25 protein-coding genes are annotated in these 26438 nt (G+C 70.8%); 11 read left to right on the top strand and 14 right to left on the bottom strand.

From position 1 onward, the window contains the following. Nucleotides 1-69: 69 nt before the first annotated feature. Nucleotides 70-999: a DMT family transporter gene (locus ABZT04_RS18720; RefSeq protein ID WP_356057720.1), complete on the bottom strand. Its 930-nt coding sequence runs from the start codon at nt 997-999 to the stop codon at nt 70-72. Between ABZT04_RS18720 and ABZT04_RS18715 the strand changes: the two genes are divergently transcribed. Then, the gene (locus ABZT04_RS18715) at nt 998-2431 is read left to right on the top strand and encodes a PLP-dependent aminotransferase family protein (protein ID WP_356057719.1); all 1434 of its coding nucleotides are present in this window, start codon (nt 998-1000) and stop codon (nt 2429-2431) included. The genes ABZT04_RS18720 and ABZT04_RS18715 overlap by 2 nt on opposite strands. Here ABZT04_RS18715 and ABZT04_RS18710 read toward each other — a convergent pair. Then, nucleotides 2428-3048 carry a DUF6461 domain-containing protein gene (locus ABZT04_RS18710; RefSeq protein ID WP_356057717.1) on the bottom strand — a complete coding sequence of 207 codons (621 nt, stop codon included), beginning with the start codon at nt 3046-3048 and terminating at the stop codon, nt 2428-2430. The genes ABZT04_RS18715 and ABZT04_RS18710 overlap by 4 nt on opposite strands. A 91-nt stretch (nt 3049-3139) precedes the next feature. On the opposite strand from ABZT04_RS18710, the gene ABZT04_RS18705 reads away from it, so the two are divergent. Both ABZT04_RS18705 and ABZT04_RS18700 read left to right on the top strand, forming a co-directional pair. Further along, nucleotides 3140-3577 carry a GNAT family N-acetyltransferase gene (locus ABZT04_RS18705; RefSeq protein ID WP_356057716.1) on the top strand — a complete coding sequence of 146 codons (438 nt, stop codon included), beginning with the start codon at nt 3140-3142 and terminating at the stop codon, nt 3575-3577. A gap of 104 nt (nt 3578-3681) precedes the next feature. Then, a complete protein-coding gene (locus ABZT04_RS18700) occupies nt 3682-4275 on the top strand; it encodes a histidine phosphatase family protein (RefSeq protein WP_356057715.1) in 594 nt (197 codons plus the stop codon). Between the two features lie 4 nt (nt 4276-4279). Here ABZT04_RS18700 and ABZT04_RS18695 read toward each other — a convergent pair whose 3' ends face one another. Then, nucleotides 4280-4723: a DUF6314 family protein gene (locus ABZT04_RS18695; protein WP_356057714.1), complete on the bottom strand. Its 444-nt coding sequence runs from the start codon at nt 4721-4723 to the stop codon at nt 4280-4282. A 2-nt stretch (nt 4724-4725) separates the two neighbouring features. Beyond that, nucleotides 4726-4977 carry a hypothetical protein gene (locus ABZT04_RS18690; protein WP_356057711.1) on the bottom strand — a complete coding sequence of 84 codons (252 nt, stop codon included), beginning with the start codon at nt 4975-4977 and terminating at the stop codon, nt 4726-4728. 165 nt (nt 4978-5142) lie between these two features. Here ABZT04_RS18690 and ABZT04_RS18685 point away from each other — a divergent pair, with 165 nt between their 5' ends. After that, complete coding sequence (locus ABZT04_RS18685) at nt 5143-7629, top strand: alpha-L-arabinofuranosidase C-terminal domain-containing protein (protein ID WP_356057710.1); 2487 nt, start codon at nt 5143-5145, stop codon at nt 7627-7629. Here ABZT04_RS18685 and ABZT04_RS18680 read toward each other — a convergent pair. The 4 genes from ABZT04_RS18680 to ABZT04_RS18665 form a co-directional block, all read right to left on the bottom strand. Next, nucleotides 7616-8059, bottom strand: a complete 444-nt coding sequence (locus tag ABZT04_RS18680; RefSeq protein ID WP_356057708.1) for a carboxymuconolactone decarboxylase family protein — start codon at nt 8057-8059, stop codon at nt 7616-7618. The genes ABZT04_RS18685 and ABZT04_RS18680 overlap by 14 nt on opposite strands. Continuing rightward, nucleotides 8056-8490 carry a MerR family transcriptional regulator gene (locus ABZT04_RS18675; protein ID WP_356057707.1) on the bottom strand — a complete coding sequence of 145 codons (435 nt, stop codon included), beginning with the start codon at nt 8488-8490 and terminating at the stop codon, nt 8056-8058. The genes ABZT04_RS18680 and ABZT04_RS18675 overlap by 4 nt, the downstream gene beginning before the upstream one ends. 124 nt (nt 8491-8614) lie before the next feature. Continuing rightward, the gene (locus ABZT04_RS18670; protein WP_356057706.1) at nt 8615-12832 is read right to left on the bottom strand and encodes a trypsin-like peptidase domain-containing protein; all 4218 of its coding nucleotides are present in this window, start codon (nt 12830-12832) and stop codon (nt 8615-8617) included. Nucleotides 12833-12871: 39 nt separating this feature from the next. Beyond that, a complete protein-coding gene (locus ABZT04_RS18665; protein ID WP_356057705.1) occupies nt 12872-13171 on the bottom strand; it encodes a trypco2 family protein in 300 nt (99 codons plus the stop codon). A gap of 153 nt (nt 13172-13324) precedes the next feature. On the opposite strand from ABZT04_RS18665, the gene argC reads away from it, so the two are divergent. Genes argC through ABZT04_RS18640 form a run of 5 tightly spaced genes read left to right on the top strand, consistent with a single transcriptional unit; the run spans nt 13325 to nt 18221 of the window. Then, entirely contained in the window at nt 13325-14353 is a 1029-nt protein-coding gene (argC, locus tag ABZT04_RS18660) for an N-acetyl-gamma-glutamyl-phosphate reductase (RefSeq protein WP_356057704.1), read from the top strand. Next, nucleotides 14350-15501, top strand: a complete 1152-nt coding sequence (argJ, locus tag ABZT04_RS18655; protein ID WP_356057702.1) for a bifunctional glutamate N-acetyltransferase/amino-acid acetyltransferase ArgJ — start codon at nt 14350-14352, stop codon at nt 15499-15501. Before argC ends, argJ begins: the two co-directional genes overlap by 4 nt. Further along, on the top strand, nt 15498-16478 hold the full coding sequence (gene argB, locus ABZT04_RS18650) for an acetylglutamate kinase (protein WP_356057701.1): 981 nt from the start codon (nt 15498-15500) through the stop codon (nt 16476-16478). Before argJ ends, argB begins: the two co-directional genes overlap by 4 nt. Then, a complete protein-coding gene (locus tag ABZT04_RS18645; protein ID WP_356057700.1) occupies nt 16475-17662 on the top strand; it encodes an acetylornithine transaminase in 1188 nt (395 codons plus the stop codon). Before argB ends, ABZT04_RS18645 begins: the two co-directional genes overlap by 4 nt. 19 nt (nt 17663-17681) lie before the next feature. Then, entirely contained in the window at nt 17682-18221 is a 540-nt protein-coding gene (locus ABZT04_RS18640; RefSeq protein WP_356057699.1) for an arginine repressor, read from the top strand. Nucleotides 18222-18296: 75 nt separating this feature from the next. Here ABZT04_RS18640 and ABZT04_RS18635 read toward each other — a convergent pair whose 3' ends face one another. From ABZT04_RS18635 to ABZT04_RS18615, 5 genes are all read right to left on the bottom strand, one after another. Next, nucleotides 18297-19100, bottom strand: a complete 804-nt coding sequence (locus tag ABZT04_RS18635) for an FAD:protein FMN transferase (protein ID WP_356057698.1) — start codon at nt 19098-19100, stop codon at nt 18297-18299. Continuing rightward, the gene (locus tag ABZT04_RS18630) at nt 19093-19872 is read right to left on the bottom strand and encodes an FMN-binding protein (RefSeq protein ID WP_356057696.1); all 780 of its coding nucleotides are present in this window, start codon (nt 19870-19872) and stop codon (nt 19093-19095) included. Before ABZT04_RS18630 ends, ABZT04_RS18635 begins: the two co-directional genes overlap by 8 nt. Before the next feature lie 19 nt (nt 19873-19891). After that, entirely contained in the window at nt 19892-21274 is a 1383-nt protein-coding gene (locus tag ABZT04_RS18625) for a ferredoxin reductase family protein (protein WP_356057695.1), read from the bottom strand. 77 nt (nt 21275-21351) lie between these two features. Further along, entirely contained in the window at nt 21352-21828 is a 477-nt protein-coding gene (locus ABZT04_RS18620; RefSeq protein WP_356057694.1) for an FMN-binding protein, read from the bottom strand. A gap of 7 nt (nt 21829-21835) precedes the next feature. Continuing rightward, nucleotides 21836-23188: a ferric reductase-like transmembrane domain-containing protein gene (locus tag ABZT04_RS18615; RefSeq protein ID WP_356057692.1), complete on the bottom strand. Its 1353-nt coding sequence runs from the start codon at nt 23186-23188 to the stop codon at nt 21836-21838. Nucleotides 23189-23338: 150 nt separating this feature from the next. Between ABZT04_RS18615 and ABZT04_RS18610 the strand changes: the two genes are divergently transcribed. Beyond that, entirely contained in the window at nt 23339-24079 is a 741-nt protein-coding gene (locus ABZT04_RS18610) for a response regulator transcription factor (protein WP_356057690.1), read from the top strand. Nucleotides 24080-24110: 31 nt separating this feature from the next. Next, nucleotides 24111-25634, top strand: coding sequence for a HAMP domain-containing sensor histidine kinase (locus ABZT04_RS18605; protein ID WP_356057689.1), 1524 nt, complete (start codon nt 24111-24113; stop codon nt 25632-25634). Here ABZT04_RS18605 and ABZT04_RS18600 read toward each other — a convergent pair. Then, entirely contained in the window at nt 25621-26325 is a 705-nt protein-coding gene (locus tag ABZT04_RS18600; RefSeq protein WP_356057688.1) for a L,D-transpeptidase family protein, read from the bottom strand. The genes ABZT04_RS18605 and ABZT04_RS18600 overlap by 14 nt on opposite strands. Between the last annotated feature and the right edge of the window lie 113 nt (nt 26326-26438).

Raw genomic sequence — 26438 nt, 5'->3', positions numbered from 1 at the left:
GGGAGCAGCGGTCCATGCTCTTCGAGTCTACGGCGGCACGCCCGGCCGGGACCGTGACGTGCGTGCCCCTCAACTCCGGGCCCGCTGCGTGACGGCGATGCACACCAGCACGGCCGCCGCGGTCAGCGGTGCCGCCACGGTCAGATGCTCGCCGAGCAGCAGCACCGACCACACCAGTGTGAGCAGGGGCTGGGCCAACTGCAACTGGCTGGCCTTCGGGACACCGATGGCGGCCATGCCCCGGTACCAGACGACCAGGCCGACGAACTGCGAACCCGCCGCGACCCACAGCACCCCGGCCACGCTGTGCGCGGTGAGCTGCGGGGTGTCGTACGACAGCGCGACCGCGGCGGCCGGCACGCTCACCGGCAGACACAGGACCAGCGCCCAGGCGATGACCTGCCAGCCGGGCATGATCCGGGCCAGTCGGCCGCCCTCGGTGTAACCGGCCGCGCAGACCAGCAGCGCCGCGAGGAGATACAGGTCGGCGCTGGTCACGGCGCCGCCGCTCTGCTGGACCGTGAAGGCGAGGACCGCGCCGGCGCCGGCGAGCGCGGCCGTCCAGAAGGTGCGCGAGGGGCGGATGCCGGTGCGCAGCGCGGACAGGGCGGCGGTCGTCAGCGGCAGCAGGCCGACCACGACCGCAGCGTGCGCGGTGGTCGACGTCTCCAGGGCGAGCGTGGTGAGCAGCGGGAAACCGACGACCACTCCGCCCGCCACGACAGCCAGCCCCGCCCAGTGCCGACGGGCGGGCACGGGCACGCGCAGCACCAGCAGACAGCCGCCCGCGAGAACCGCGGCGAGGACACTGCGCACGGCCACCAGCGACCAGGGACCGAAGCCTTCGAGCCCCCACGCGGTGGCGGGGAAGGTGAGGGAGAAGGCGATCACACCGAGCGCGGCGAGGACCGTACCGGCGGGGGCCTTGGCCTCCTCGGTGGTGGGGGAGGTGCTGACCGCTATCGGTCTGGTGGCAGTAGCGCTATCGTGTGCTCTCATGCAAGAGCGTAGCAGTGTCGGTGAACTGGCCAGCCGTCTGAGGGAGGAACTCAACCGCTACTCTCCCGGTGGAAAGCTGCCATCGAGCCGGGCGCTCGTCGAGCGGTTCCGGGTGAGCCCCGTGACCGTCTCCCGCGCCCTCGCGCAGCTCGCCGCCGAGGGACTGGTGGTCACCCGGCCCGGCGCCGGCGCGTTCCGCGCCGTCCCTCGATCCGCCACCACCCTCGCGGGAGACACGTCCTGGCAGGAGGTCGCCCTGAGTGCGGACGGCACCGCCGAGCTCGTCCCCCGCACGGTGGACGCGTCCGGCGTCCTGGCCACGCTCGCCGTCCCGCCGCCCGGGGTGATCGAGTTCAACGGCGGCTATCTGCACCCCTCCCTGCAGCCCGAGCGGGCGATGGCCGCGGCCCTGTCCCGGGCCGGGCGCCGACCCGGCGCGTGGGGCCGGCCGCCGATCGAGGGTCTGCCGGAGCTGCGTGAGTGGTTCGCGCGCGGCATCGGCGGAGCCGTCACCGCGGCCGACGTGCTGGTCAGCGCGGGCGGCCAGACCGCGCTGACGACGGCACTGCGCGCGCTGGCGCCCCCCGGCGCACCCGTTCTCGTCGAATCCCCCACGTATCCCGGCATGTTGGCGATCGCGCGGGCGACCGGCATGCGGCCGGTCCCCGTGCCGGTCGACGCGGACGGTGTCCGCCCGTCCCTGCTCGCCGACGCGTTCCGCGCGACCGGCGCCCGGGTGTTCGTCTGCCAGCCCCTGTTCCAGAACCCGACCGGCGCCGTCCTGTCCCCGGCCCGCCGTCCGGAGGTCCTGCGTATCGCCCGTGACGCGGGCGCGTTCGTCGTCGAGGACGACTTCGCGCGCCGGATGGTGCACGAGGACGCGGGCCCGCTGCCGCGCCCGCTGGCCGCCGACGACCCCGACGGAGTCGTCGTCCACGTCGGCTCCCTCACCAAGGCGACCTCGCCCAGCTTCCGGGTGAGCGCCCTCACCGCGCACGGCCCGGTACTGGAACGCCTGCGCGCCATCCAGGTCGTCGACACCTTCTTCGTCCCCCGCCCGCTCCAGGAAGCGGCCCTCGAACTCGTCGGCTCACCGGCCTGGCCCCGTCATCTCCGCGCCATCTCAACCGAGTTGAAGACCCGCCGGGACGCGATGACGACCGCGCTGCGCCTCGAACTCCCCGCCTTCTCCCTCCCGCACATCCCCTCCGGCGGCTACCACCTCTGGCTCCGCCTCCCCGCCGGCACGGAGGAACAGCCCCTGGCGAACGCGGCCCTGCGCCGAGGCGTCACCATCACCCCTGGCCGCCCCTACTTCAGCGCCGAACCCCCGGCCGCCCACGTCCGGTTGAGCTTCGCGGCCGTCGCGGGGACGGGTGAGATCGCGGAGGGTGTACGCCGACTCCGGGCGGCCTGCGACGAGGTCCTCTAACGCGGAGGCAGCGGCACCAGTCCGCCGGTGAACTCCAGCGACGCGAACAGCTCCGGCGTCAGGCGGATCCCGGTGAGGCGATGGGCGAGCGCGAAGGCGGCCTCGGTGTGCCGCTGGTAGTCGCGATCGTCGTCCGCGCTCAGATCGAAGCCCGACTCCCGCATCTCGGCGAGGAGTTCGTCCGCGTGACTGCCGTCCCGGTAATAGGGGAAGAGCGGTTCGAAATGCAGTCGTGCGTCACCGTCCTCATACCAGTTGAAGTGGTCCACCGCATTGATGTTGCGGAAGTGCGAAACCACCGTGCGCCCGCGCGAGATCGGCAGCATGGCCGCGTCCGTGACGCCCAGGTAGCCGTTGTACTCGACCATCAGAGGCCAGTCGCCGACCGCGGCGACACCGACGTACACCGGGTCCCCGCCGTGCTCGTCCCAGGCGGCGGACGTCGGCTCGCTCAGGGCCTCGACGCCTCTGAACTTCACGTCCGGCTCGGCCCCCAGTTCCTGGAGCAGCCGATCCGGCGCTATCGCGCTGACCAGCGTGACGCAGTACGCCTCCATCAGCGAGTCGTACTGCTCGTCGAGCCAGGTGTAGTCGTCGGCGGTCGTCATCCGTGTCATGTCTCAAAGCCTGCCACCCGCCACTGACAATGCCCGCGCCGCAGGGGAAAACCGTTCGACGTCCCCGCGCCAGGCCTGCGATTCTCCCGCCATGAACCACATCCCGAGCCTCCCCGACGGCTACGAGTTCTCCGCCGACACCGCCCGCGTCGACCTCGACCGCGTCCATCACTGGCTGTCCACCGACGCGTACTGGGCGAAGGACCGGCCCCGTGAGCAGCACGAGCGGGCGGTCGCGTCCTCGCTCAACTACGGGGTGTACGACAGCACTTCGGGGGAGCAGGTGGCGTACGCGCGGGTGGTGACGGACGAGGCGTTGTTCGGGTGGCTGTGCGATGTGTACGTCGATCCGTCGGTGCGCGGCAAGGGCATCGGTACCGCGTTCGTCGGCGCCGTACGCGAGGAGCTGCGGCCGCTCGGACTGCGGCGGATCCTGCTCGCCACGCTCGATGCCCACGGGGTGTACGAGAAGCTCGGGTTCGAGCCGCTGAAGCACCCCGACCAGTGGATGGCCCTGTATTTCGAGTGAGTTGTCCGCCTGGTCCCGACCTCGAAGTGAGGTTTCGCCCACCCTGGGTAACTCTCATCCGGCACCCCTTGACCTGCGTACTTCGGCGGGAACACCATCGCCGCATGCAACTTCGGGTCACGTTCGTCGCCGCCGCGCGCAGCTCCCCGCTGCTCGCGGAGCGCTTCGAGGACGACCGCCCGCTGGACCAGGCGGGATGGGACGAGGTGCAGCGCGCCGCCCCGTTCCTGCTGCCGCTGGCGGCGGCGGAGCTGCGCTACTGTTCGCCGACCCCGCGCAGCCGGACGACCGGCGACGGCCTCGGTTACACCCCGCTGGTCCAACTCGGCCTGCGGGACTGCGACATGGGCCGCTGGCGCGGACTGACGCTCGGCGAGGCGATGGCCCGCGAACCGGAGCTGGTGGACGCCTGGCTCGCCGACCCGCGCTCCACCCCGCACGGCGGGGAGTCGCTGCTGTCCTTCATCTCCCGGGTGGGCGGCTGGCTGGACACCCGCCCCATCGAGGACGGCGGCTGGATCGTCGCCGTGGCCGAACCCTCCGTGATCCGGGCCGCCTTGGTCTACGCGCTCAAGGCACCGCCCTCGACCTACTGGAACATCGACGTACGCCCCCTGTCGACGACCACGGTCACCGGCCACGCGGGCCGCTGGAACCTGCGCTTCGACGGGGCGACGGTCCAGCGCACGCGCGCGTAGGCGCTCAGCCCACCCGCCGGTAATCGGTACTCAGCACCAGGTCCTTGGCGGGCCCGCGCACCCGCCACACCGTCCGCCACCGATCCGCGTCCAGCACCGTGAACTCGCCCCGGTACAGGTCCGCCGAACACGGATGGTCGGCCACCCACAGCCCCGAGGTCAGATCCAGATCGTGGAAAGGCCGCCCGTCGCCGAAGCGCACCTCGGCCCTCGCGGGCGTCGGACCCGGCAGGAACCGTAGCGTCCGCTCGGCGGGCCGGGCCACGCCCCGCCACGTGAAGGTGCCCGACTCGGCGTGCAGCAGGCCCCCTTCGGGCAGCGCGCCGAAGACGGTCGTACCGGAGAAGTCGCCCTCGTCGCCGCTCGCCAGATCCCGCACCGACCTGCGCACCCGCCACTTCCCGGACAGATACGCCAGCACATCGGGCACCGGCCGGAACTCGCCCACCGTCACCCCTTCCCGCGCCACCGACGCCAACCGTCCGGCGAGTCGGTGGGCGCCTTGCGCTCGCCCTGCGCCCTGATCTCGTAGTGCGAGGCGTGACTTGTCGCCCGGAAGGCCTCCTCGTAGGCGGCCAGGGCGCCGCTCATACCGCCCCCGGCGATGCCGCGACGGCGGATCCGCCGGGCGAGCCAGGTGAAGAACCCGAGCACGACGGCCAGGAAGCCGAGCAGGGCGAGGTACGGCAACAGCGCATGCATGCCCTCGACCCTACGACCCCGCCCCCTGTCCGCCCCATTGACGTGCTCACGACCCTTGCCTATCTTGCCGTTCGAAGTGCTGACCGACGTCCGATATTTCGAACCCCCTACGTGAGCCCCACGTTCGAGCATCGCGCACGATCCGACAAGAGCCGCGGAGTATCCATGTCACGCACCAGCCGCACCCGCCTGAGACTTGCCCTCGGGGCAAGCGCTTTCCTGCTGGCGACGGCCGTCGTCCCCGTCCCCGCCCACGCCGAGGACGTCACCGACTACGCGATCACCGTCGATCCCGGCACGCAGGGCGCCAAGATCGACAAGACGATGTACGGCGTCTTCTTCGAGGACATCAACCGCGCGGCCGACGGCGGCCTGTACGCCGAGCTCGTGCAGAACCGGTCCTTCGAGTACTCCACCGCCGACAACACCTCGTACACCCCGCTGACCGGCTGGACCGTCGCCGGTGCGGCCCAGGTGGTGGACGACGCCGGGCGCCTCAACGAGACCAACCGCAACTACCTCTCCCTGGCGGCCGGTTCGTCCGTCACCGACGCCGGCTACAACACCGGCATCGCCGTCGAGGACGGCAAGAAGTACGACTTCTCGGTATGGGCCCGCGCCGACAGCGGCACCACGCTCACCGTGAGCCTCCAGGACACCGGCGGCACCCTGGCGACCGCCCACCAGGTCGCCGTACGGAAGAGCGGCTGGGCCCAGTACAAGGCCACCTTCACCGCGACCCGCACCAGCACCACCGGCCGCCTCACCGTCGCCTCCTCCGCCGCGGCCGCCCTCGACATGGTGTCCCTCTTCCCGCGCGACACCTACAAGCACGAGCCCAACGGCCTGCGCAAGGACCTCGCCGAGAAGATCGCCGCCCTGCACCCGGGCTTCGTGCGCTTCCCCGGCGGCTGCCTGGTCAACACCGGCTCCATGGAGGACTACAGCGCGGCCTCCGGCTACCAGCGCAAGCGCTCGTACCAGTGGAAGGACACCATCGGCCCGGTCGAGACCCGCGCGACGAACTCCAACTTCTGGGGCTACAACCAGAGTTACGGCCTCGGCTACTACGAGTACTTCCGCCTCGCCGAGGACATCGGTGCGATGCCGCTGCCCGTCGTACCGGCCCTGGTGACGGGCTGCGGCCAGAACAAGGCCGTCGACGACCCCGCGCTGCTCAAGCGGCACATCCAGGACACACTGGACCTCATCGAGTTCGCCAACGGCCCGGTGACCAGCGAGTGGGGGAAGAAGCGGGCGCAGATGGGCCACCCCAAGCCCTTCCATCTCACCCACATCGAGGTGGGCAACGAGGAGAACCTCCCCGCCGAGTTCTTCGCCCGCTTCACCCAGTTCCGCGCCGCGATCCAGGCCGAGTACCCGTACATGACCGTGATCTCCAACGCGGGCCCGGACGACAGCGGTTCGACCTTCGACACGGCCTGGCAGCTCAACAAGGACGCCAAGGTCGACATGGTCGACGAGCACTACTACAACAGCCCGCAGTGGTTCCTCCAGAACAACGACCGCTACGACTCCTACGACCGCACCGGCCCGAAGGTCTTCCTCGGCGAATACGCCTCCGGCGGCAACGCGTTCAAGAACGGCCTCGCCGAAGCGGCCTACATGACCGGTCTGGAACGCAACGCCGACGTCGTCAAACTCGCCTCGTACGCCCCGCTGTTCGCCAACGAGGACTACGTCCAGTGGCGCCCGGACATGGTGTGGTTCAACAACCACGCCTCCTGGGGCTCCGCCGACTACGAGGTCCAGAAGCTGTTCATGAACAACGTCGGTACCCGCGTGGTGCCTTCGACGGCCACCGGCACACCCTCACTGCTCGCCCCGATCACCGGCGCGGTCGGCCTGTCGACCTGGGCGACGAGCGCGGCGTACGACGATGTGAAGGTGACGGCTGCCGACGGTACGGCGCTGCTCTCCGACGACTTCTCCGGTGACGCCTCCGGGTGGACCCATACGGGAGGCGGGAGTTGGAGCCTTCAGGACGGGCAGTACGTCCAGACCGACACCGCCGCCGAGAACACCATGGTCTCGGCGGGCGACCCGGCCTGGCACGACTACGACCTGCATGTGAAGGCCACCAAGAAGGCCGGCAAGGAAGGCTTCCTGGTCGCGTTCGGTGTCAAGGACACCGGCAACTACTACTGGTGGAACCTGGGCGGCTGGAACAACACCCAGTCCGCCGTCGAACAGGCCGTGGACGGCGGCAAGTCGACGCTGATCGCCAAGCCGGGGACCATCGAGACGGGCCGTGCCTACGACGTCGACATCAAGGTGAGGGGCCGTCAGGTCACCCTGTACCTCGACGGGCAGGAGTGGGGCAGCTTCACCGACGACAAGCCGGCCGAGCCGTTCCGTCAGGTCGTCACCAAGGACGCGAAGACCGGTGACCTGATCGTCAAGGTCGTCAACGCCCAGTCCTCGGCGGCCCGTACGGCGATCGACCTGGGCGGCGCCAAGGTCTCCTCCAATGCGAAGGTGACCACGCTCGCCGCCGCGCCCGACGCGGTGAACAGCGAGACGGCCACCGCGGTCGCGCCGGTCGTGTCCACCTTCAAGGGCGTTGCCGACAAGTTCAGTTACACCTTCCCGGCCAATTCTGTCACCTTCCTGAGGATCAGGCAGAGGTAACGGTCGTCGCCTCTTCGGTGGGCTGCTGTCCCAGCGGCAGCAGCCCACGCTCGGCGAAGACCTTCTTCGCGGCGAAGGTGGCGTTCAGGGCCTTGGGGATGCCGCAGTACACCGCGGAGTGCGTCAGGGCCTCGACGATCTCCTCGGGTGTGAGGCCCACGTTCAGCGCCGCGTTCACATGCACGTCGAGCTGGGCCTCGCAGCCGCCGAGCGCGGTGAGCATGCCCAGGGTCACCAACTGGCGGTCGCGCGGGGCGAGTCCGGGACGGTCGTAGATCTCGCCGAAGGCCCAGGCGACGACCTGGTGGCCCAGTTCGGGGTTGATGTCGGCGAGCGAGTCGACGACCCGCTGCCCGGCCTCGCCGTCGACCCGCTTCAGGACCTCCAGGCCGTGGGTGAAACGCTCTTCACGGGTGGTGCTCGCGCTCATGTCAGCTCTTCCGATCCCGGCCGCTCGTCGTGGAGCAGGCCTTCATAGTGGTCGATCTTGTCGTCCAGCACGGCCGCGTTGCGGCGCAACGCCCGTATCCGGTCCGCCAGTTCGGCGCGGTGCTCGCGGAGCATCGCCAGCCGCTCGGCGACCGTGACGTTCCCCGCCGCCCGCAGTCGCGCGAAACGCTGCATGTCGGCGATCGACATCCCCGTCTCCCGCAGCCGCAGCAGGAACTCCAGCCAGACCAAGTCCGCCGCCTGGTACCGCCGTTGATTGCCGGTACTCCGGCCGACCCGCTCGATCAGGCCGGCCTTCTCGTAGTAGCGCAGCGTGTCGTGCGAGAGGCCGGTGCGTTCGGCGACCTGGGCGATGGTCAGGGTGGGTTCCCGGCCCCGCGAGGGGGATCCGAGGGGCTGTCCGCTGGTCATGTGGACAACCGTAGAACCTGGAGCGCGCTCCAGGTCAAGCCCTCCTGTGGATCACCTTCCGAAGCAGTCCTGACCTGTGCAAGGGGGCGGTGCGCCGCGGGAGTAGCCCCCTGCGCCCGACGCCCTAACTCTCGTGCCCAGCCCCTTCCCCCATGCTCCGAAGACGGCCGATCTCCTCCTCGAACACGGTCCGGGTCGCCTCGGAGCCCCGGTCGTGGCCGATCGCACGGGTGAGAAGGTCGATGGCCGCGGCCTCGGCGCCGTTGCGGTGGAGCAGTCCGGCGACGGCGAACAGTTCGGCTCTCTTGTCCCAGGCGGACTTCGTCCGGAGCGCGGTCATGGCGGCGGAGGTCAGCGCCGCGGATCGGTGAGGGCCGAGGCGCCCTTCTGATTCCAGGAAGTGGGCCGCGGGGAGCACCTCCGACAGGGTGACGGAAGGTTCCTCGCCTTCGGAGTGCGGTACGCGACCGGCCAGTTCGAGGATGAGTTCGCACGCCCTGACGGTGTCGGTGCGTTCACCGGCCGCACCCAGGAGCACGGCGGTCTGCAACAGTTCCTCACCTGTGGCGGTGTCCCGCTCCAGGACCTCGTGGAGCATGGTCAGCGCGGCCGTATGTTCTTCGAGCCGCAGCAGGTTCCGTGCCGCGGAGAAGTACTCGGCACCGGTGAGGGAACCGGAGCGCACGAGGTCGAGCAGCACCCGTGTCCCCTCGGCCGGACGCACCCAGCAGATCAGGTCGAATGCGTCGCACCGGTTGTTCGCCGCCCACCGCCCCTCCCGCGCGTCGGGCTCCACGCCGTCGATCAACCGGTGGAGCAGGTCCACGGCGGGCTCCACGACCCCCACCAGGAGAAGAGAGCGCACGAGGTCCACGGCCTCGCGCATGTCGTCCGGTGGTTCCTGTGCCAGACGTGTCAGGGCCTCGATGCCGAGGGCCCTGTCCTCGGTCTCCAGGAGTGCCTCGGCCGCGCTCAGGCGCAACCGGGCCCCGGCGTTGACAGCCAGCCACCGCCGCAGATGCCTCGCCCTGTCGTCTTCGATGTCGTCGAGGAAGTCGGCCATCGACGACACGTCGTACTCGCTGCGGAAGCCGTGCGCCAGGAGCAGATCGACGGCTTCTCGCACGGCGTCGCTCATTCCTCGCTTCCACAGGGTGCGAGCGAGGTCGATCCAGTCGCCGAGCCGCACGACGTGAGGCGCGGGATCGCGGGAGTCGGGGTCTCCGATGGTCGCGGTGCGCAGAAAACGCACGCCGGGCAGCACGTCACCCGCTCGCGCCAGGGCATCGAGCGAACCGGCACTGGTGCCCTCGGGGAACAGGGACAGCATCCGCCTCGCCACGTCCAGCGCCTGGTCGGTCAGCCCGGCCCGCACATACACGTCGGCGATCTCCTGGACACTGCCGAGCAGGCTGTCCCGCGCCCAGTGGTTGTCCGGCCGGTGGTTCGCGAAGAGGGCTTCCACCGTCCGCGCCGCGGCCTGCACCCGGCCCGCACGCACCAGGACGGAGACCTCGCCGGCGATGGTGCGATGGTCCTTCTCGGGCGGAGGAAGGAGAAACGAGGCGGCCCGGTCCGGCTCGCCGATCGCCAGCGCCGCTTCCGCCGCCAGGTACCGGCCCCAGCCGTCCTCCCGGTCGAGCGCCACCCGATCGAGGAAGGCGGCGACCACCGTGCGGGTGCCCTGACCGAGAGCGGAGAGCTTGTACGCCATGACGGCCCTCGCGTCCGACACGGTGACGAGCCGCTGGCCACGTTCCGTCGGCGGCGAGTACTGCGTCCGCTCCACGACGTCGAGCAGGGACCGGGTGGCACCCTCCAGGGACTCAAGACCGAAGATGCGGCCCAGTGTCACCACCGCGTCGATCCGGACCATGGCAGGCAGGTCTTCGGCGTACGCCATCCGCAGCAGCGCGTTCCGGGCCAGGTCGCGCTGCGGCTGTGCCGCGATGAGCAGACAGAAGTAGTGGGCCGTGAACAGGGAACGCGCACGGACGAGGAGCCGGTCCAGGACCTCCTCCGAGACGGCGGACGCGGCCGGCACCCCTTCCGCGAGGAGCCGGCCCGCCAGGGCGATGTGGCGGTCCACGCGACTGCTGTCGTTGCCGACGGTGATTCCGCCGCCGCGGCTCTTCAGCAGGAACTCGTAGGACGCGCTGCGTGCGATCAGGAAGTCCAGCAGCCGGCCGGCCGCACTTTCATGGGTCTCGGCCCAGCACGCGATGGTGAGCGCGGACTGGTCCTGGCCCGTGCCCTCCAGCGCCTGGCGCAGAAACGCGTCGGCGTCGGGATCGTCGCCCGGCCACAGGTCCGGCAGGGCGTCGGCCGCGTCGCGTGCCGCCAGGTATTCGGCGAAGCTCCGGTGCGTCCACGACAGTTCACCGGTGCCGTCGTCGCCCAGCAGGCCGGTGCCGGTCAGCAGACCCACGACGATGTCGGGCCAGCCGAGCAGGAAGTCGGGCGCCTCCGGCGCTTTCGCCCTGATCCAGGCCAGGCTCTCGCCGAGCAGCGAGGACTCGGCCTCCAGGGTCCGGTTCGCCAGGAACCTCAGCAGCGCCACGCGGTTCTCGTAGAGCCACTCCGCCAGCCGGCGGCCGGCGCCGGTGGCCTCCGCCGCCTGCAGGAACGCGGTGCGGCGTGCTGTCTCGCCGTCGCGGCCGGTCAACAGGTAGGCGATGAACTCGCGGTACAGGCCCGGACGCCCGGCGGGCAGACCCCGCGTGCCATGCCGACGGAAGATCGTCAAGGTGATGGTGGCCAGCAGCGGGGCCCTGACCAACTGGTGCAGGCCGCTCTCGTCGACCTCACGCAGGAAGTCGTCCACCCGGGCGGTGGCCGACTCGTCGTCGGACGACCCGGCGAGCCAGCCTTCCGCCAGCTCGCGGAGCTGGGGGTCCTCGAACGGTGCGAGGGCGCAGCGGGCGAGGCCCGCATCCCACAGCGGTCCCAGTTCCCTGGTGGGAAGGGGGCGCGTGGTCACCACCCAGCGGTAGGGGGCCGTGGCCGCCGCGGCGTTCTCGGCGATGGTCGTGATCACGCGTTCCCGGGCCACCGGGTCGAGGATCTCGTCGAGCCCGTCCACCAGCAGCAGCCAGGGCACACCGCGCGGCGTCGCCGCGAACAGGTCGTCCGGCAGTTCCGTGGCCAGACGGATGCCCAACCGGGTGCGTACGGAGGCGTGCAGCAGGGAGGCGAGCGGCGCGTCACCCGCGAGGTGCCCGGCGGGAATGCGGACGGCTACCGCGGACAACTGCGCCGACTCCTCCGGCCCGGCTCCGTTGTCGAGCCAGGACGTGGCCAGGGCGCCGCTGACATGGTGGGTGAACGTCGACTTGCCGGCACCGGGACCGCCTTCGACCAGGACGTGCCGGTGTGCCGCCAGCACCTCGGCCACCGGTACCCGGTCGACGGCGAACTCCGTCTCCGCTCCCGGCCCTTCGGCCGAGTCCGACCGCCGGTCCGCCCACTGGCGGACGTACACCTGGCTCAGTCGCGGGGTCCGCCCGCCGGGAATGCGGTACGGCTGCACCGAGGAAGCGATGGCCTCGGCCCGCAGCAGCGCTTCGACGGAGTCGTCGCGTCGGCCGTGCGAGCCGCGGGGGAGCGCGACGAGAGTGAGCTGCTCGCGGGGCGGCAGCCCGATCAGCAGGGCCAGTTCGCCGAGCTGCGTCTCGTCCAGCCGCTCGTACCAGCCCTCGACCCGGCTGGCGGCGAGCTGGCCGAGTCCGTCGGAGCGGTGGTGCGACCGGATCAGGCCGATGAGGCAGCCGTCGCTCCACACCGCGGCACCCGACATGCCCTCCCATGGGGAACTCTCCGGGTCGGGGTCGTACTCGGGCGGCGCAACCCGGACCGACAGCGTGCCTTCCCGAAGGTTCGACCACGGGTTGGTGGTGCCCGTGACGTGGGCGTAGTCCCGGTAGGCCGAGGACGCGGCCGGCGAGGAAGGGTCCTCGACGTCGAAGCGCAGCTTGTGGCGCGGGAAGCCCAGGGCACTGCACGGCACCTCGCCGTCGTACTCCTCGATCCTTCCGAACCGGACCGGTGTCACCGGTCCCGCGGGCCGGCCCGCATCGGAGATCGCCACGATCGCCACGTCGATGTCGTCGGCGCGCCACACCACGGTGCCGTCCGTCGCCCAGGCACCGGGCTGGTCCGCGCGGAACCGCACCCGGACCCGTGAGGCATCCCGTACGACATGCGCGGCGGTGAGGACGAAACCGGTCCTGACGCGATAGCCGGATCCCCTGTCCCCGTGCGGTTCGCCGGGGCGATCGACGATGATCTCGGCGACCCGGTCCGGATCAAGTCCCGTCGCGGCGAACGCCTGTCGGCCGTCCATCGCCCACCCCCGTAGCCACCGTCGTCGCTCGTCGCCCGATCAGCGTTCCCCGGGCACTTCTTTCCCGGAGACCTCCGGGCGTCTGCCGGTGGCGGCCACTTTCGGGTCGAGCTGCAGCTTGATCCGCTGCGTCGTGGCGTCACTCACTTTCCCCTGGGCGTCCGCGTCGACGACCCAGAACCTGACCTTGCCCCCGACGCCCGCCTCCTTGGTGATCGCGACCGAGACCTCGACCTCGATCGGCCCCAGCTCGAAGCGGAGTTCCTTGTCGGCGGCCTCCGCCATGGACTTGCTCAGCTCCGCGCGCAGTTCCCGAAGCATCACGGACAGTTCGATCATGACAGCCTCCCCCGTGTGACGTCCCATGAACTGTATCGGCGCGGACCGCGCGCGAGCAGGCCCTCTCGGCAGGCCGTCGGGCCCGCCCGGCCTCATTGGATTGCATAAACGTGCAACGAAACGTATAGTCATGCCATCAATGAGGAGGGTTCCATGGCGGTACGTGCGGCAGTGGCCGGAGCGAGTGGATACGCGGGCGGTGAACTGCTGCGTCTGCTCCTGGCCCACCCGGAGGTCGAGATCGGCGCCCTGACCGGCAACTCCAACGCCGGCCAGCGGCTCGGCGCGCTCCAACCGCATCTGCTGCCGCTGGCCGACCGGGTCCTGGAGGAAACTACCCCCGAGGTGCTCGCCGGACACGAGGTCGTCTTTCTCGCCCTGCCGCACGGCCAGTCCGCCGCCGTCGCCGAGCAGCTCGGGCCGGACGTCCTCGTCGTCGACATGGGTGCCGACTTCCGGCTGAAGGACGCGGCCGACTGGGAGAAGTTCTACGGCTCCGCGCACGCCGGCACCTGGCCCTACGGCCTTCCCGAACTGCCGGGCGCCCGCGCCGCGTTGGAGGGGTCCAAGCGCATCGCGGTGCCCGGTTGCTATCCCACGGCCGCCTCCCTCGCGCTCTCCCCGGCGTACGCCGCCGGGCTCGCCGAGAACGAGGCCGTGATCGTCGCCGCCTCCGGCACCTCCGGCGCGGGCAAGGCACCCAAGCCCCATCTGCTCGGCAGCGAGGTCATGGGCTCCATGTCTCCGTACGGCGTCGGCGGCGGACACCGGCACACCCCCGAGATCGTCCAGAATCTGGGTGCGGCGGCCGGCGAGCCCGTCACCGTCTCCTTCACGCCCACCCTCGCGCCCATGCCCCGCGGCATCCTCGCCACCTGCAGCGCCAAGGCCAGGCCCGGCACCACGGCGGAATCCGTGCGCGCCGCCTACCAGAAGGCCTTCGCGGACGAGCCCTTCGTGCACCTGCTCCCCGAGGGACAGTGGCCCGCGACGGCGTCCGTCTACGGTTCCAACGCCGTTCAGGTGCAGGTCGCGTACGACGAGGCCGCGGGCCGCATCATCGCGATCAGCGCCATCGACAACCTGACCAAGGGCACCGCGGGCGGTGCCGTCCAGAGCATGAACCTCGCCCTCGGGCTCGACGAGACCACCGGGCTCTCTACGATCGGAGTCGCGCCGTGAGTGTGACGGCAGCACAGGGATTCACGGCCGCGGGCATCGCCGCCGGGATCAAGGAGAACGGCAACCCGGACCTGGCTCTCGTGGTCAACACCGGGCCCCGCCTCGCCGCCGCGGGCGTCTTCACCTCCAACCGTGTCAAGGCCGCGCCGGTGCTGTGGTCCGAGCAGGTGCTGAAGGGCGGCCAGGTCTCCGCCGTGATCCTCAACTCCGGTGGCGCCAACGCCTGTACGGGGCCGAAGGGCTTCCAGGACACCCACGCCACGGCGGAGAAGGTCGCCGACACGCTCGGGCTGAACGCCGCCGAGGTCGCCGTCGCCTCCACCGGACTCATCGGGCTGCTGCTCCCGATGGACAAGCTGCTGGCGGGAGTCGACACCGCCGCCGCCCAACTCTCCCCGCACGGGGGCGAGAAGGCCGCCATCGCCATCAAGACGACCGACTCCGTCCACAAGACCGCCGTGGTGACGAAGGCGGGCTGGACCGTCGGGGGCATGGCCAAGGGCGCCGGCATGCTCGCACCCGGTCTCGCCACCATGCTGGTCGTCCTCACCACGGACGCCGATGTCCCGAGTGACGTGCTGGACACGGCACTTCGGGCCGCCACCCGCACCACCTTCGACCGCGTCGACTCCGACGGCTGCATGTCCACCAACGACACCGTGCTGCTGCTCGCCTCCGGTGCCTCCCAAGTCACCCCGGAATACGCCGAGTTCGCGGAAGCCGTCCGCGCGGTCTGCGACGACCTCGGGCAGCAGTTGATCCGCGACGCCGAGGGCGCCAGCAAGGACATCAAGGTGGAAGTGGTCAACGCCGCCTCCGAGGACGAGGCCGTCGAAGTGGGCCGTTCCATCGCCCGCAACAACCTCCTCAAGTGCGCGATCCACGGCGAAGACCCCAACTGGGGACGGGTGTTGTCCGCGATCGGCACCACGAAGGCCGCCTTCGAGCCCGACCGGCTCAACGTCGCCATCAACGGTGTCTGGGTGTGCAAGAACGGCGGTGTCGGCGAGGACCGGGAGAAGGTCGACATGCGCTACCGCGAGGTGCACATCGTCGCCGACCTCGCCGCCGGGTCACAGACCGCGACGATCTGGACCAACGACCTGACCGCCGACTACGTCCACGAGAACAGCGCGTACTCGTCATGAGCAACCCGAGCGACATGAACAATGTGACCCGCAAGCACACCGCGCTGCCCAAGGCTCAGATCCTCATCGAGGCCCTGCCCTGGCTGACCAGGCACAACGGCAAGACGGTCGTCATCAAGTTCGGCGGCAACGCCATGATCGACGAGGACCTGAAGGCCGCGTTCGCCCAGGACGTCGTCTTCCTGCACCACGCCGGCCTCAAACCCGTCGTCGTGCACGGCGGCGGCCCGCAGATCAGCGCCGCCCTCGACCGGCACGGCATCGTCAGCGAGTTCAAGGCCGGCCTGCGTGTCACCACCGAGGACGCCATGGACGTCGTACGGATGGTGCTGGCAGGGCAGGTCCAGCGCGAGCTTGTCGGGCTGCTCAACCAACACGGGCCGCTCGCCGTCGGGTTGACCGGCGAGGACGCGCACACCATCACCGCCGTAAGGCACCAGCCCGAGATCGACGGGGAGTTGGTCGACATCGGGCGGGTGGGCGAGATCACCGCGATCGACACGGGCGCGATCGAGGCACTGCTCGCCGACGGCCGTATCCCGGTCGTCTCGTCGATCGCCCGGAGCGAGGACGACGGACATGTCTACAACGTCAATGCTGATACGGCGGCTGCGGCACTCGCTGCTGCGCTGGGGGCCGAGACCCTCATGGTCCTCACGGACGTCGAGGGTCTCTACGAGGACTGGCCGAACAGCGACGAGGTGATCAGCCGCCTCACCGCCTCCCAACTGGAAAAACTGCTCCCGGAGTTGAGCGCCGGGATGGTGCCGAAGATGGAGGGCTGTCTGCACGCCGTACGCAACGGCGTGACCACCGCCCGCGTCATCGACGGCCGGGTCCAGCACTCGATCCTGCTGGAGATCTTCACCGACGAGGGCATCGGCACGATGGTCGTGCCGGACGAGCTGCCCGACCTGAAGCCCGCCAAGAAGAAGTCCGCCAAGAAGTCCGGCAAGAAGCAGGGGGATGCCGTATGACCGCGAACGACGACCTGACCCAGCGGTGGCAGGGCGCGCTCATGAACAACTACGGCACCCCGAAAATCCCCCTCGTCCGCGGCGCGGGCGCCAAGCTCTGGGACGCCGACGGCAACGAGTACACCGACTTCGTCGGCGGTATCGCGGTCAACGCGCTCGGCCACGCGCACCCGGCGATCGTCGAGGCGGTCAGCAGCCAGATCGCCCAACTCGGCCATGTCTCCAACCTGTTCATCGCCGAACCGCCCGTCGCCCTCGCCGAACGGCTGCTGGAGGTCTTCGGCCGGGACGGCAAGGTGTTCTTCTGCAACTCCGGCGCCGAGGCCAACGAAGGCGCCTTCAAGATCGGCCGGTTGACGGGCCGTCAGCACATGGTCGCCACCGAGGGCGGCTTCCACGGCCGGACGATGGGCTCCCTCGCCCTCACCGGCCAGCCCGCCAAGCAGGAGCCGTTCCTGCCGCTGCCCGGGGATGTCACGCACGTCCCGTACGGCGACGCGCAGGCCCTCGCCGCCGCCGTCACCGACGAGACCGCGCTGGTGATCATCGAGCCGATCCAGGGCGAGAACGGGGTCGTCGTACCGCCCGCCGGATATCTCAAGGCGGCCCGCGCGATCACCGCCGCCCACGGGGCGCTGCTGGTCCTGGACGAGGTGCAGACCGGGGTCGGCCGTACCGGACACTGGTTCGAGTACCAGGCCCACGAAGGCGTCCTGCCCGACGTCGTGACCCTCGCGAAGGGGCTCGGCGGCGGACTGCCGCTCGGCGCCACCGTCGCCTTCGGACGCGCGGCCGACCTGCTCCAGCCCGGCCAGCACGGCACGACCTTCGGCGGCAACCCGGTCGCCTGCGCCGCCGGACTCGCCGTCCTCGACACGATCGCGGCCGACGACCTCCTCGACAACGTGAAGCGGCAGAGCGAGAAGTTGCGCGACGGAATCGAGTCGCTGCGCCACCCGTTGATCGATTATGTCCGGGGCGCGGGCCTCCTCCTGGGTATCGTGCTCACCGAGCCGCTCGCGCCCCAGGCGCAACAGGCGGCCCAGGACGCCGGTTTCCTGGTCAACGCGCCCGCCCCCGATGTCGTACGGCTGATGCCACCGCTGAACCTCGGCGACGACGAGACGGACGCGTTCCTCCGGGCGCTGCCCGGTGTCCTGGACGTGGCCAAGGGGGACGGATGATCCGGAGAATGAGTCGACGATGAGTCAGGCGCAGGAGCACGAACATCCCGCGGGGCCGGCCGTGCCGCAGACCCGCACCGCCCGCCACCGCCGGATCGTGGACATCCTCAACCGGCAACCGGTGCGCTCCCAGAGCCAGTTGGCGAAGCTGCTGTCCGACGACGGGCTGAGCGTCACCCAGGCGACGCTCTCCCGGGACCTGGACGAGCTGAACGCGGTGAAGATCCGCAACAACGACGGCGACCTCATCTACGCGGTACCGAGCGAGGGCGGCTTCCGTACCCCGCGGGTGCCGCTGGGGGAGTCGGCGAAGGAGGAGCGGATGCGGCGGCTCTCGTCCGAGCTGCTGATCTCCGCGGAGGCCTCCGCCAACCTCGTGGTCCTGCGCACCCCGCCGGGCGCCGCCCAGTTCCTCGCCTCGGCGATCGACCAGGCGGAGCTCCAGGACATCCTCGGCACCATCGCCGGCGACGACACGCTCCTGCTGATCAGCCGTGACCCGTCCGGCGGGCAGGCCCTCGCGGACCATCTGCTGCGCCTGGCACAGAACGACCACTGACACACCCGTACGGGCAACGGGTCGGGGGGTGCACCGGAAGTCTCCGGTGCACCCCCCGACCCGCATGGGGGATCCCTATCCCAGCCGCGCCGCGAGGCCGTCCGTGCAGCGCACCTCGTCGCCCGCCGTGATGAGCAGCGCCTCCACGTCGGGCAGCGACTCCAGCCAGGCCAGCCCCTCGCGCGAGCCCATCGCGAACGCGGCCGTGGCCCAGCAGTCGGCCCAGGTGAGGCGGGGTGCGACGACGGTGACGGCGACGAGGTCGGTCACCGCGGACTTTCCGGTGCTCGGGTCCACGATGTGCGCCCCGCGCTCGGCCGTACCGGAGGTGGCCACGGCCAGTTCGTCGGCGCCCGCGGCGGAGATCACGGCCGCGAGACCGCCCGGGCGGAGCGGATCGGAGACACCGACCCGCCAGGGCCGGTGCGGATCGGGCATGCCGAACATCTGGACGTCACCGCCGCCGTTCACACTGACCCCGCTCACCCCGGCCGCCGCCGCGATCAGCCCGGCGGCCCGCTCGGCGGCCCAGCCCTTCACGATGCCGGTCGGATCGAGCCGTCCCTCGTACGTCGTGCTGAACCAGCCGGCGCTCACCCGCTCCGCCTCCGCGCCCAGCTCCAGCACCTCGGCGACCTCGGCGTCGCACTCGGCGACGGTCAGCTCGCCGCGGGACAGCCGTGAGAGCTGGCTGTCGTCGCGGTAGGTGCTGAACACCTCGTCGACCCGGTGGAGTTGGGCGACCGCCTGCTCCAGCGCGGTCCGGACGGCCTCGGGCTCCCCGCCGCGGATGTCGAAGGAGAAGACCGTCCCCATGACCTCCTCGGCGTGCCGCAGTGCGGCGGGAGCCTCCGCGGGATCGGTCACCGTGTCAGCCACCGGCCTTGTCCAGCGCCGACTGCAGGGACTGCTTGTAGCCGCCGCTCGTGTACGTGGCACCCGACACGGAGTCGATTTTCGCACTCCCGGCCGCCACCGCCTCCTGGTTGAGCTTGGGTACCGCCAGCGCGGTCTTCTGGTCGCTGGTCCCGCCGCTCGGCGCCTGCACGGCCTCGGCCTTGGTGATCTTGCCGCCCGCCACCGTGATCCGGATCTGGACGGGCCCGTACTCGGTCGTCGCGACCTCACCGGTCACGGTCTTGGCCTGAGCGGCCTGACCCGCGCCCTGGGAGGGAGTCGTCGAACCGGTACTGGTGCTCGCCTTCATCTTGTCGATGGCCGACTGGAGGGACTGCTTGTAGCCGCCGCTGGTGTACGTCGCCCCGGTCACGGACGTGATGTCCGCGCTCTGGGTGGCGACGGCCTCCTGGTTGAGTTTGGGCACGGCCAGCGCGGTCTTCTGGTCGCTGGTCCCGCCGTGCGGGGCCTGGACGGCCTCGGACTTGGTGATCTTCCCGTTGGCCACGGTCAGCCGCACCTGGACGACCCCGTACTGGGTCTGGGCGACAGCGCCCGTGACCGTCGAGGTCCCGGCCGCCGCGGCACCGCCCTGGGGCGACTCCTGCGCGGCGGCGGTCTCCTGGGCCGCCGCTCCCTGCGCGGACGCCGATGCTGGATCCGACGCCGGCTTCAGGGAGAGCAGCAGCACGATCCCGGACACGGTGGCGGCGCTCGCGAGCAGAACACGCCGGATGGGGTGGCTCTTCTTCATCGCTCCTGACTCCCGTCGCTCACATCTCGAACGACTCGTGATGGATGCGGCGGGCGGGAACCCCCGCGCCGCGCAGTGCTTCGTAGACCGACTGCGCGAAGCCGGGCGGCCCGCACATGAAGACGTCGTGGTCGTTGATGTCGGGCATCTTCCGTCGCAGGGACTCCGCCGAGATGTCGGGGCGTTCCCCGTCGGGGCTGTTCACCGCGTACATCAGCCGGGCGCCGCGCTCGTCGGCGATCTTCGCCAACTCGTCCCACAGCGCCAGGTCCTGGGTGGTGTTGGCCCGGTAGAGCAGGGTGATGTCGCCGGCGGCTCCGGGCAGGGTCTCGAACAGCGCCCGCATCGGGGTGATGCCGACGCCGCCCGCGACCAGCAGCACCTTGCCGCGGGTGCGCCGCTGCGAGGTCAGCGCGCCATACGGACCCTCGGCCCACACCTTGGTACCGGGCCGCAGCTCGCGCAGCCGGGCGCTGTGGTCGCCGATCGCCTTGACCGTGATCCGGAGCATGTTCGGGCGGGGCGCCGCCGACAGCGAGTACGGATGCGAGCTGAACCGCATCCCCGGCGCGAGGAACCGCCACCGGAAGAACTGACCCGCCTCCGCCCCCATCCGGTGCAGCTTCCGCCCGCTGATCAGCACCGACACGATGCCGGGCGTCTCCTCGACGACCGCCTCGACCCGCATCCGGTGCCGCAGGTTGAGGCGGATCGGGACGAGGATCCGGTACCAGACCACCAGCGCGGTGACCGAGCCGTAGAGCCCGTACCAGACGGTCTTGGCGAGCGGGGTCAGCGCGAAGTCGTTGCCGGTGGTGATCTGGTGCCAGAAGGTCAGGAACACCGCCGCGTACGTAAGGAGATGGACGTGGTACCAGGTGTCGTACGGCAGCCTGCGGCGGATGCCGCCGATCGAGGACAGGCCGATGAGGAGGAACAGACCGGTACCGATGGCCGCCTTGCCCATGTCGGGCAGTTGGTTCACGGAGTCGATGGTCTGCTGGACGATGTCGCTCAGCGTCTTGCCCGCCTGCAGGGCGTAGCCCCACATGATGAGGAAGACATGGGCGAAGACCAGACAGAGGGTGTAGCGGCCGCTCATCGCGTGCCAGCGGGCGACCCGGTCGGAGCCGACCCGCCGCTCCAGGGCGGGCACCCGGGCCATCTGGAGCACGACGAGCGCCATCAGGTAACCGGCCAACAGGCCTGTGATACGGCCCGCGTTGAGGATCTTGCCGTTCTGGTCGGCGATGGACGGCGTGTTGTGCCACCACATCCACAGCACCCCGACCGCGCCCGCCCAGACGGCGAGCAGCAGCAGGGTCGCTGGGGAGCGGCGCGGGCGGATGCGGCGCATCGTCTGGCGGCGGGCGGCACGTCCGCCTGCGAGCGTGGTGGTCACGGTTCCTCCGTGGACGGGGCACAAGGGGGGTGGCGTGGTCCCTTGGCCCTGAAGTACGTGCCGCGGAGGCTGTCTGTTCAGAGGCCTGCCGAGTCCAGTGCGGACTGGAGTGACTGGCGGTAACCGTCACTTGTGTACGTCGCGCCGGACACGGTGTCGATGCTCGCGCTCTGCGCGGCGAGGGCCTCGCTCTTCAACTGGGGCAGGGCATAGGAGTTGATCTCCTGGTCGCGCGGATTGTCCGTGGGGTACTGGACCGCCGTGACATCGGTGACCTTGCCGTTCGTCAGGGTGATCTTCACCTGGACGGGGCCCCAACGGGTCTGAACGGTGTCCCCGGTGACGGTCTTCGTCCCGGTGGCAGCCTTGGCGCTCGCGCTGCCGGAGGGAGCGGGGGCGGTGGTCGCCTGGGGACTCGACGCCACCGAGGGCGCCGCGGCAACCTCGGGCGCCGTGTGCGGCTTCAGCGCCAGCAGCATCACCAGACCGGAGGCGGTGACCGCGCTCGCCAGCACGACGCGGCGCAGCGGACGGTTCTGCTTCAACGGATGCATGAGGGCCTCACAGCTCGAACGACTCGTGATGGATACGGCGGTCCGGCACACCGGCGGCGCGCAGTGCCCCGTACAGATCCTGGGCGAACGCGTGCGGACCGCAGATGTACACGTCGTGCCCGGCGAGATCGGGCACCGCCTCGCGCAGGGCCGCCGGTGTGAGCGAAGGGCGTTGCCCCTGCGGCCCGTTGAGCGCGTACAGCACCTTCGCCCCGCGCCACCGCGCTATCGACTCCAACTCCCCGCCCAGCGCCAGGTCTTCGGCCGTACGCGCCCGGTACAGCAGCGTCACCTCGCCGGGCAGCGTCTCGAACAGCGCCCGCAGCGGGGTGATGCCGACCCCGGCCGCGATCAGCAGCGACTTGTGGGAGGTGCGCCGGTCGGCGGTCAGCGACCCGTACGGCCCCTCCACCCACACCCGGGCGCCCGGCCGCAGCAGCGGCACGGCCGCGCTGTGGTCGCCGAGCGCCTTGACCGTGATCCGCAGCAGGTCCCGGCGGGGCGGCGCCGACAGCGAATACGGCGTCGACGTCCAGCCCATGCCCTCGCCGAAGAACCGCCAGCGGAAGAACTGCCCGGCCTCCGCGCCCATGTCGTCGACATGCCGCCCCCGTACGACGACGGAGTACACGCCCGGCGCCTCCTGGTGCACGGAGTCGACCCGCAGCCGGTGCCGCAGGTTGAGGCGGATCGGGGCGAGCACCCGGAACCACAACACCAGTGCCGCGACGCCCAGATACAGCGCGTACCAGGCGGCCGTGGCTCCGGCGTGGCCGTTGAACTCGTTGCCCAGGGTCAGTTGGTGGAAGAAGGCGAGGAACACGGCGACGTACGTGAGGAGATGGACGTAGTACCAGAACTCGTAGCTGAGCCTGCGCCGGGCAGCGCGGGCCGAGGTGATGCCGACCGCGAAGAGGATCAGCGCACCGACCGTGCCCTTCAGCATGTCGGGGTAGTCCAGGACCACCGTCACCGTCTCGTGCACGACCGAGGCGCGGTCCTGGGCCGCGTACCCGAGCAGGATCAGCACGATGTGCGCGACCAGCAGACAGACCGTGTAGCGGCCGGCCATCGCGTGCCAGCGCGCCACCCGGTCCGAGCCGATCCGCCGCTCCAAGAGCGGCACCCGCGCCATCAGGCCCACCAGCACCGCACAGGCGTACCCGCACAGCAGCCCGGCGATCCGGCCCCCGCCGGTCAGCCAGCCCGCGGCCCCGACGACCGAGCCGGTGTCCGCCCACCACAGGGCGACGACGGCCGCCGCGCCCGCCCACAGCAGGGCGAGCACCGGGACCGCCGGTGAACGCCGGGCGACGGGTGGCACGGGCGGCGCCTTCCGCTGCTCGTACACGGTGGTCATGTGGATGTCCTTTCACGTTTCCTGCACGCCACTGTGCGGGCCCAACCTCTGAGGGATCTCTGAGCGGGCGCCTTTCTCAGAGGACTCAGAGGAAACTCAGAGGGGCTCGCGGCGGTCGGGGGCGGTGCGAGGGGTGATGCTGGTAGTGCCATGAACACGACCCGCTCGGGCCGACCGGCCCTCACCCGCCCCGACGGCACTCCCGTGCGCGTCCTCGTCGTCGACGACGACCCCGACCTGGCCGAGGTGCTCTCCGGCGCCCTGCGCTACGAGGGCTGGGAGGTCCGCACGGCCGGTGACGGAGCCTCCGCCGTCGCCGGGGCACGCGAGCTGCGGCCCGACGCCGTCGTCCTCGACGTGATGCTCCCCGACACCGACGGCTTCGCCGTGCTGCGCACCCTGCACGAGGTGAAGCCCGATGTCTGCGTGCTCTTCCTCACCGCACGGGACACGGTCGAGGACCGCATCGCCGGCATCACCGCGGGCGGCGACGACTACGTGACGAAACCCTTCAGCCTGGAGGAGGTGGTCGCCCGGCTGCGCGGACTGCTGCGCCGCGCGGGCATGGCCCGCCAGCAGGAGGAGGGCCCGCGGATCGTGGTCGGGGACCTGGTCATGGACGAGGAGGCCCGCGAGGTCAGCCGCGACGGCCGGCTCATCGAACTGTCGCCGACCGAGTTCGAACTGCTCCGCTTCCTCATGCGCAACCCGCGCCGCGTCCTCAGCAAGGCCCAGATCCTCGACCGCGTCTGGTCCTACGACTTCGGCGGCCAGGCCCATGTCGTCGAGCTGTACATCTCCTACCTGCGCAAGAAGGTGGACCAGGGCCGGACGCCCATGATCCACACCGTTCGCGGGGCCGGGTATGTGCTCAAGCCGGTCGTCCGATGAGCGCGGTCGTCCGATGAGCGGGGCGTCACGGGTGAGCAGGGCGCCCCGGGCCTTTGGGCGGTGGCTGCGGCGACTGCCCCGGCCGCACACCCTGCGAGCGCGCCTGACGGCGGGTCTGGTGGTGCTGCTCGCGGTCAGTTGCGCCGCCGTCGGGGTCGCCGCGGTGATCGAGCTGGACGGCTTTCTCACCGGCCGGCTCGACCAGCAGTTGGTCGAGGTCGGGACACAGTTCCCGGCCAGCCTGGAGCACAGGGGCACGACGCCGACCGACCACGACGCCGACGACAGGGAACGCGGCGACACCCGCCGACAGGCGCCGGGTACGTTCGGCGCCCGCCTGGTCGACGGCACCGTCACCAACGCGGCGGTCGTGCCCACCGACAAGGGCGGCGCCACGACCGACCTGAAGGTCGCGCTGACCGCGCGGGACCGGAGGGAACTGGCCGCGATCCGGGTCGACGGCAGGGCCCACACCATCCACCTCTCGTCCCTCGACCGATACCGCGTCCTCGCCTCCAAGGGCCGGGACGGCGACGTGATGATCACCGGACTCCCGCTGGAGTCGGTGGAGGCCACCGTCCACCGGCTGGAAGCGGTCGCCGGGATCGTCTTCGGCGCCGCCCTCCTGATCACCGGCTTCGCGGGCGCCCTCTGGGTGCGCTGGTCGCTGCGGCCGCTCAGCCGGGTCGCCGCCACGGCCACGCTGGTCAGCGAACTCCCGCTGGCCAGCGGCGAGGTGGCCCTGCCGCCCCGGGCGCCCGAGTCCGATCCGCGCAGCGAGGTCGGCCGGGTCGCGGGCGCCTTCAACCGCATGCTCGGCCATGTCGAGGACGCGCTCACCCACCGGCACGCCAGCGAGGAACGCCTGCGCAGCTTCGCGGCCGACGCGAGCCATGAGCTGCGGACCCCGGTGGCGTCGATCCGGGGTCACGCCGAACTCGCGCTGCTGCACCCGGACCCCGTGCCGCCCAAGGTGACCCGGGCGCTGGAGCGCATCGCGTCCGAGTCCGCCCGGATGGGCGTGATGGTCGACGAGATGCTTCTCCTTGCCCGTCTCGACGCGGGCCGCCCCCTGGAACGCCGCCCCGTCGACCTCACCCGCCTGGTCCTCGACGCGATCGCCGACGCGCGGGCCGCGGGCCCGGATCACCGCTGGGCCCTGGAACTCCCCGAGGAGCCGGTCACCGTCACGGGCGACGCCCACCGCCTCCAACAGGTGTTGGCCAACTTGTTGGCCAACGCGCGTTTGCACACGCCTGTTGGCACGAAGGTGACCGTGGCGGTGGAGAACGACATCGATGCGACCCGCCTGGTGGTCCACGACAACGGCCCGGGCGTCCCGGAGGATGTCCAGCCCGGAGTCTTCGAACGCTTCACCCGGGCCGACCGTCGACGGACGGAGGGCGGGGGAGCGGCCACGGGAGGAGGAGCGGGGCTGGGCCTGTCGATCGTGGTGGCGGTGGCGGAGGCGCATGGGGGAAGCGTGGAGCTGGAGAGCCGTCCGGGGGCGACCACGTTCACGGTTCGTCTTCCGGCGGCGGTCAGTACCGACTGATCGCCGTGGCCCCACCGGCGGTCCCGATCGCGATGTGCGGCCTCCGCCCGGGATCTACCCACGAGAGGATCCTCCGCATCGCGTCCACCGGCACGGACACACAACCGGCTGTGGCCCCACGTCCGTTGACATGCAGGAAGATCCCGGCACCCCGCCCCTTCACGGGCTTGGCGTAGTTGAACCCGATGACGAACCCGTACGCGTACTGCGTCGGGTACGAGACCATCCGCTCGGACTCCGCCGCCCGGCAGTCACGGGCCAGCGGCTCGCTCCACCGGTTGTAGACCCGTGACCGGATGTCCTCGCACCACCACGAACTCCCGTTCACCCGCCGGTACTTGGCCCGGGTCCCACCCGGAGCGGCCTTGACCCCGAAGGCGTACGGCAGGTCGTACAGCCCGGTGGGAGTGGTGTAGGACCCCTGTTTGCGTGCCCGGCCCTCGACCAGCCCCTTCGCCCCGAACCGCGCCGCGGTCGAACCGGCCTTCACCCATCTCCAGCCCCGCCGCTCCCACCAACTGAGCGTCCCTGTAGTGGAGTTCGTACGTGGCGCCTGGGCGACGATCAGTTGACCGCCGCCGCCGGTGTCCGCGAGCAACAGGGGCAGCGGAGGCTCCGCGGCACGCGCGGGCACCGCACCGAGCAGCAGAAGCAGGGACGCGGACGCGAGGGCGAGGACACCGGGACGCATGGCTCAGACGGTAGAGGCCGCGCACGGTGACGGCACCTCAGATGGGCCGAACAGGCCAGGCCTCCTCGTCAGGTCCGGACATCACCGTGGCCGCCCCGGCCGGCGTTCATCGG

The organism is Streptomyces sp. NPDC005492 (assembly GCF_040605995.1).
Classification (GTDB): Bacteria; Actinomycetota; Actinomycetes; order Streptomycetales; family Streptomycetaceae; genus Streptomyces.
Note: the sequence above shows the minus strand (reverse complement) of the source record. Positions and strands in the feature narration are given on the sequence as shown.

Bases quoted from the DNA above. Each gene is read 5' to 3' on its own strand.
- ABZT04_RS18715 (WP_356057719.1), top strand. From the start codon at position 998: ATGCAAGAGCGTAGCAGTGTCGGTGAACTGGCCAGCCGTCTGAGGGAG.
- ABZT04_RS18720 (WP_356057720.1), bottom strand. From the start codon at position 999: ATGAGAGCACACGATAGCGCTACTGCCACCAGACCGATAGCGGTCAGC.
- ABZT04_RS18710 (WP_356057717.1), bottom strand. From the start codon at position 3,048: ATGACACGGATGACGACCGCCGACGACTACACCTGGCTCGACGAGCAG.
- ABZT04_RS18705 (WP_356057716.1), top strand. From the start codon at position 3,140: ATGAACCACATCCCGAGCCTCCCCGACGGCTACGAGTTCTCCGCCGAC.
- ABZT04_RS18700 (WP_356057715.1), top strand. From the start codon at position 3,682: ATGCAACTTCGGGTCACGTTCGTCGCCGCCGCGCGCAGCTCCCCGCTG.
- ABZT04_RS18690 (WP_356057711.1), bottom strand. From the start codon at position 4,977: ATGCATGCGCTGTTGCCGTACCTCGCCCTGCTCGGCTTCCTGGCCGTC.
- ABZT04_RS18685 (WP_356057710.1), top strand. From the start codon at position 5,143: ATGTCACGCACCAGCCGCACCCGCCTGAGACTTGCCCTCGGGGCAAGC.
- ABZT04_RS18680 (WP_356057708.1), bottom strand. From the start codon at position 8,059: ATGAGCGCGAGCACCACCCGTGAAGAGCGTTTCACCCACGGCCTGGAG.
- ABZT04_RS18675 (WP_356057707.1), bottom strand. From the start codon at position 8,490: ATGACCAGCGGACAGCCCCTCGGATCCCCCTCGCGGGGCCGGGAACCC.
- ABZT04_RS18670 (WP_356057706.1), bottom strand. From the start codon at position 12,832: ATGGACGGCCGACAGGCGTTCGCCGCGACGGGACTTGATCCGGACCGG.
- ABZT04_RS18665 (WP_356057705.1), bottom strand. From the start codon at position 13,171: ATGATCGAACTGTCCGTGATGCTTCGGGAACTGCGCGCGGAGCTGAGC.
- argC (WP_356057704.1), top strand. From the start codon at position 13,325: ATGGCGGTACGTGCGGCAGTGGCCGGAGCGAGTGGATACGCGGGCGGT.
- argB (WP_356057701.1), top strand. From the start codon at position 15,498: ATGAGCAACCCGAGCGACATGAACAATGTGACCCGCAAGCACACCGCG.
- ABZT04_RS18645 (WP_356057700.1), top strand. From the start codon at position 16,475: ATGACCGCGAACGACGACCTGACCCAGCGGTGGCAGGGCGCGCTCATG.
- ABZT04_RS18640 (WP_356057699.1), top strand. From the start codon at position 17,682: ATGAGTCAGGCGCAGGAGCACGAACATCCCGCGGGGCCGGCCGTGCCG.
- ABZT04_RS18630 (WP_356057696.1), bottom strand. From the start codon at position 19,872: ATGAAGAAGAGCCACCCCATCCGGCGTGTTCTGCTCGCGAGCGCCGCC.
- ABZT04_RS18620 (WP_356057694.1), bottom strand. From the start codon at position 21,828: ATGCATCCGTTGAAGCAGAACCGTCCGCTGCGCCGCGTCGTGCTGGCG.
- ABZT04_RS18615 (WP_356057692.1), bottom strand. From the start codon at position 23,188: ATGACCACCGTGTACGAGCAGCGGAAGGCGCCGCCCGTGCCACCCGTC.
- ABZT04_RS18610 (WP_356057690.1), top strand. From the start codon at position 23,339: ATGAACACGACCCGCTCGGGCCGACCGGCCCTCACCCGCCCCGACGGC.
- ABZT04_RS18600 (WP_356057688.1), bottom strand. From the start codon at position 26,325: ATGCGTCCCGGTGTCCTCGCCCTCGCGTCCGCGTCCCTGCTTCTGCTG.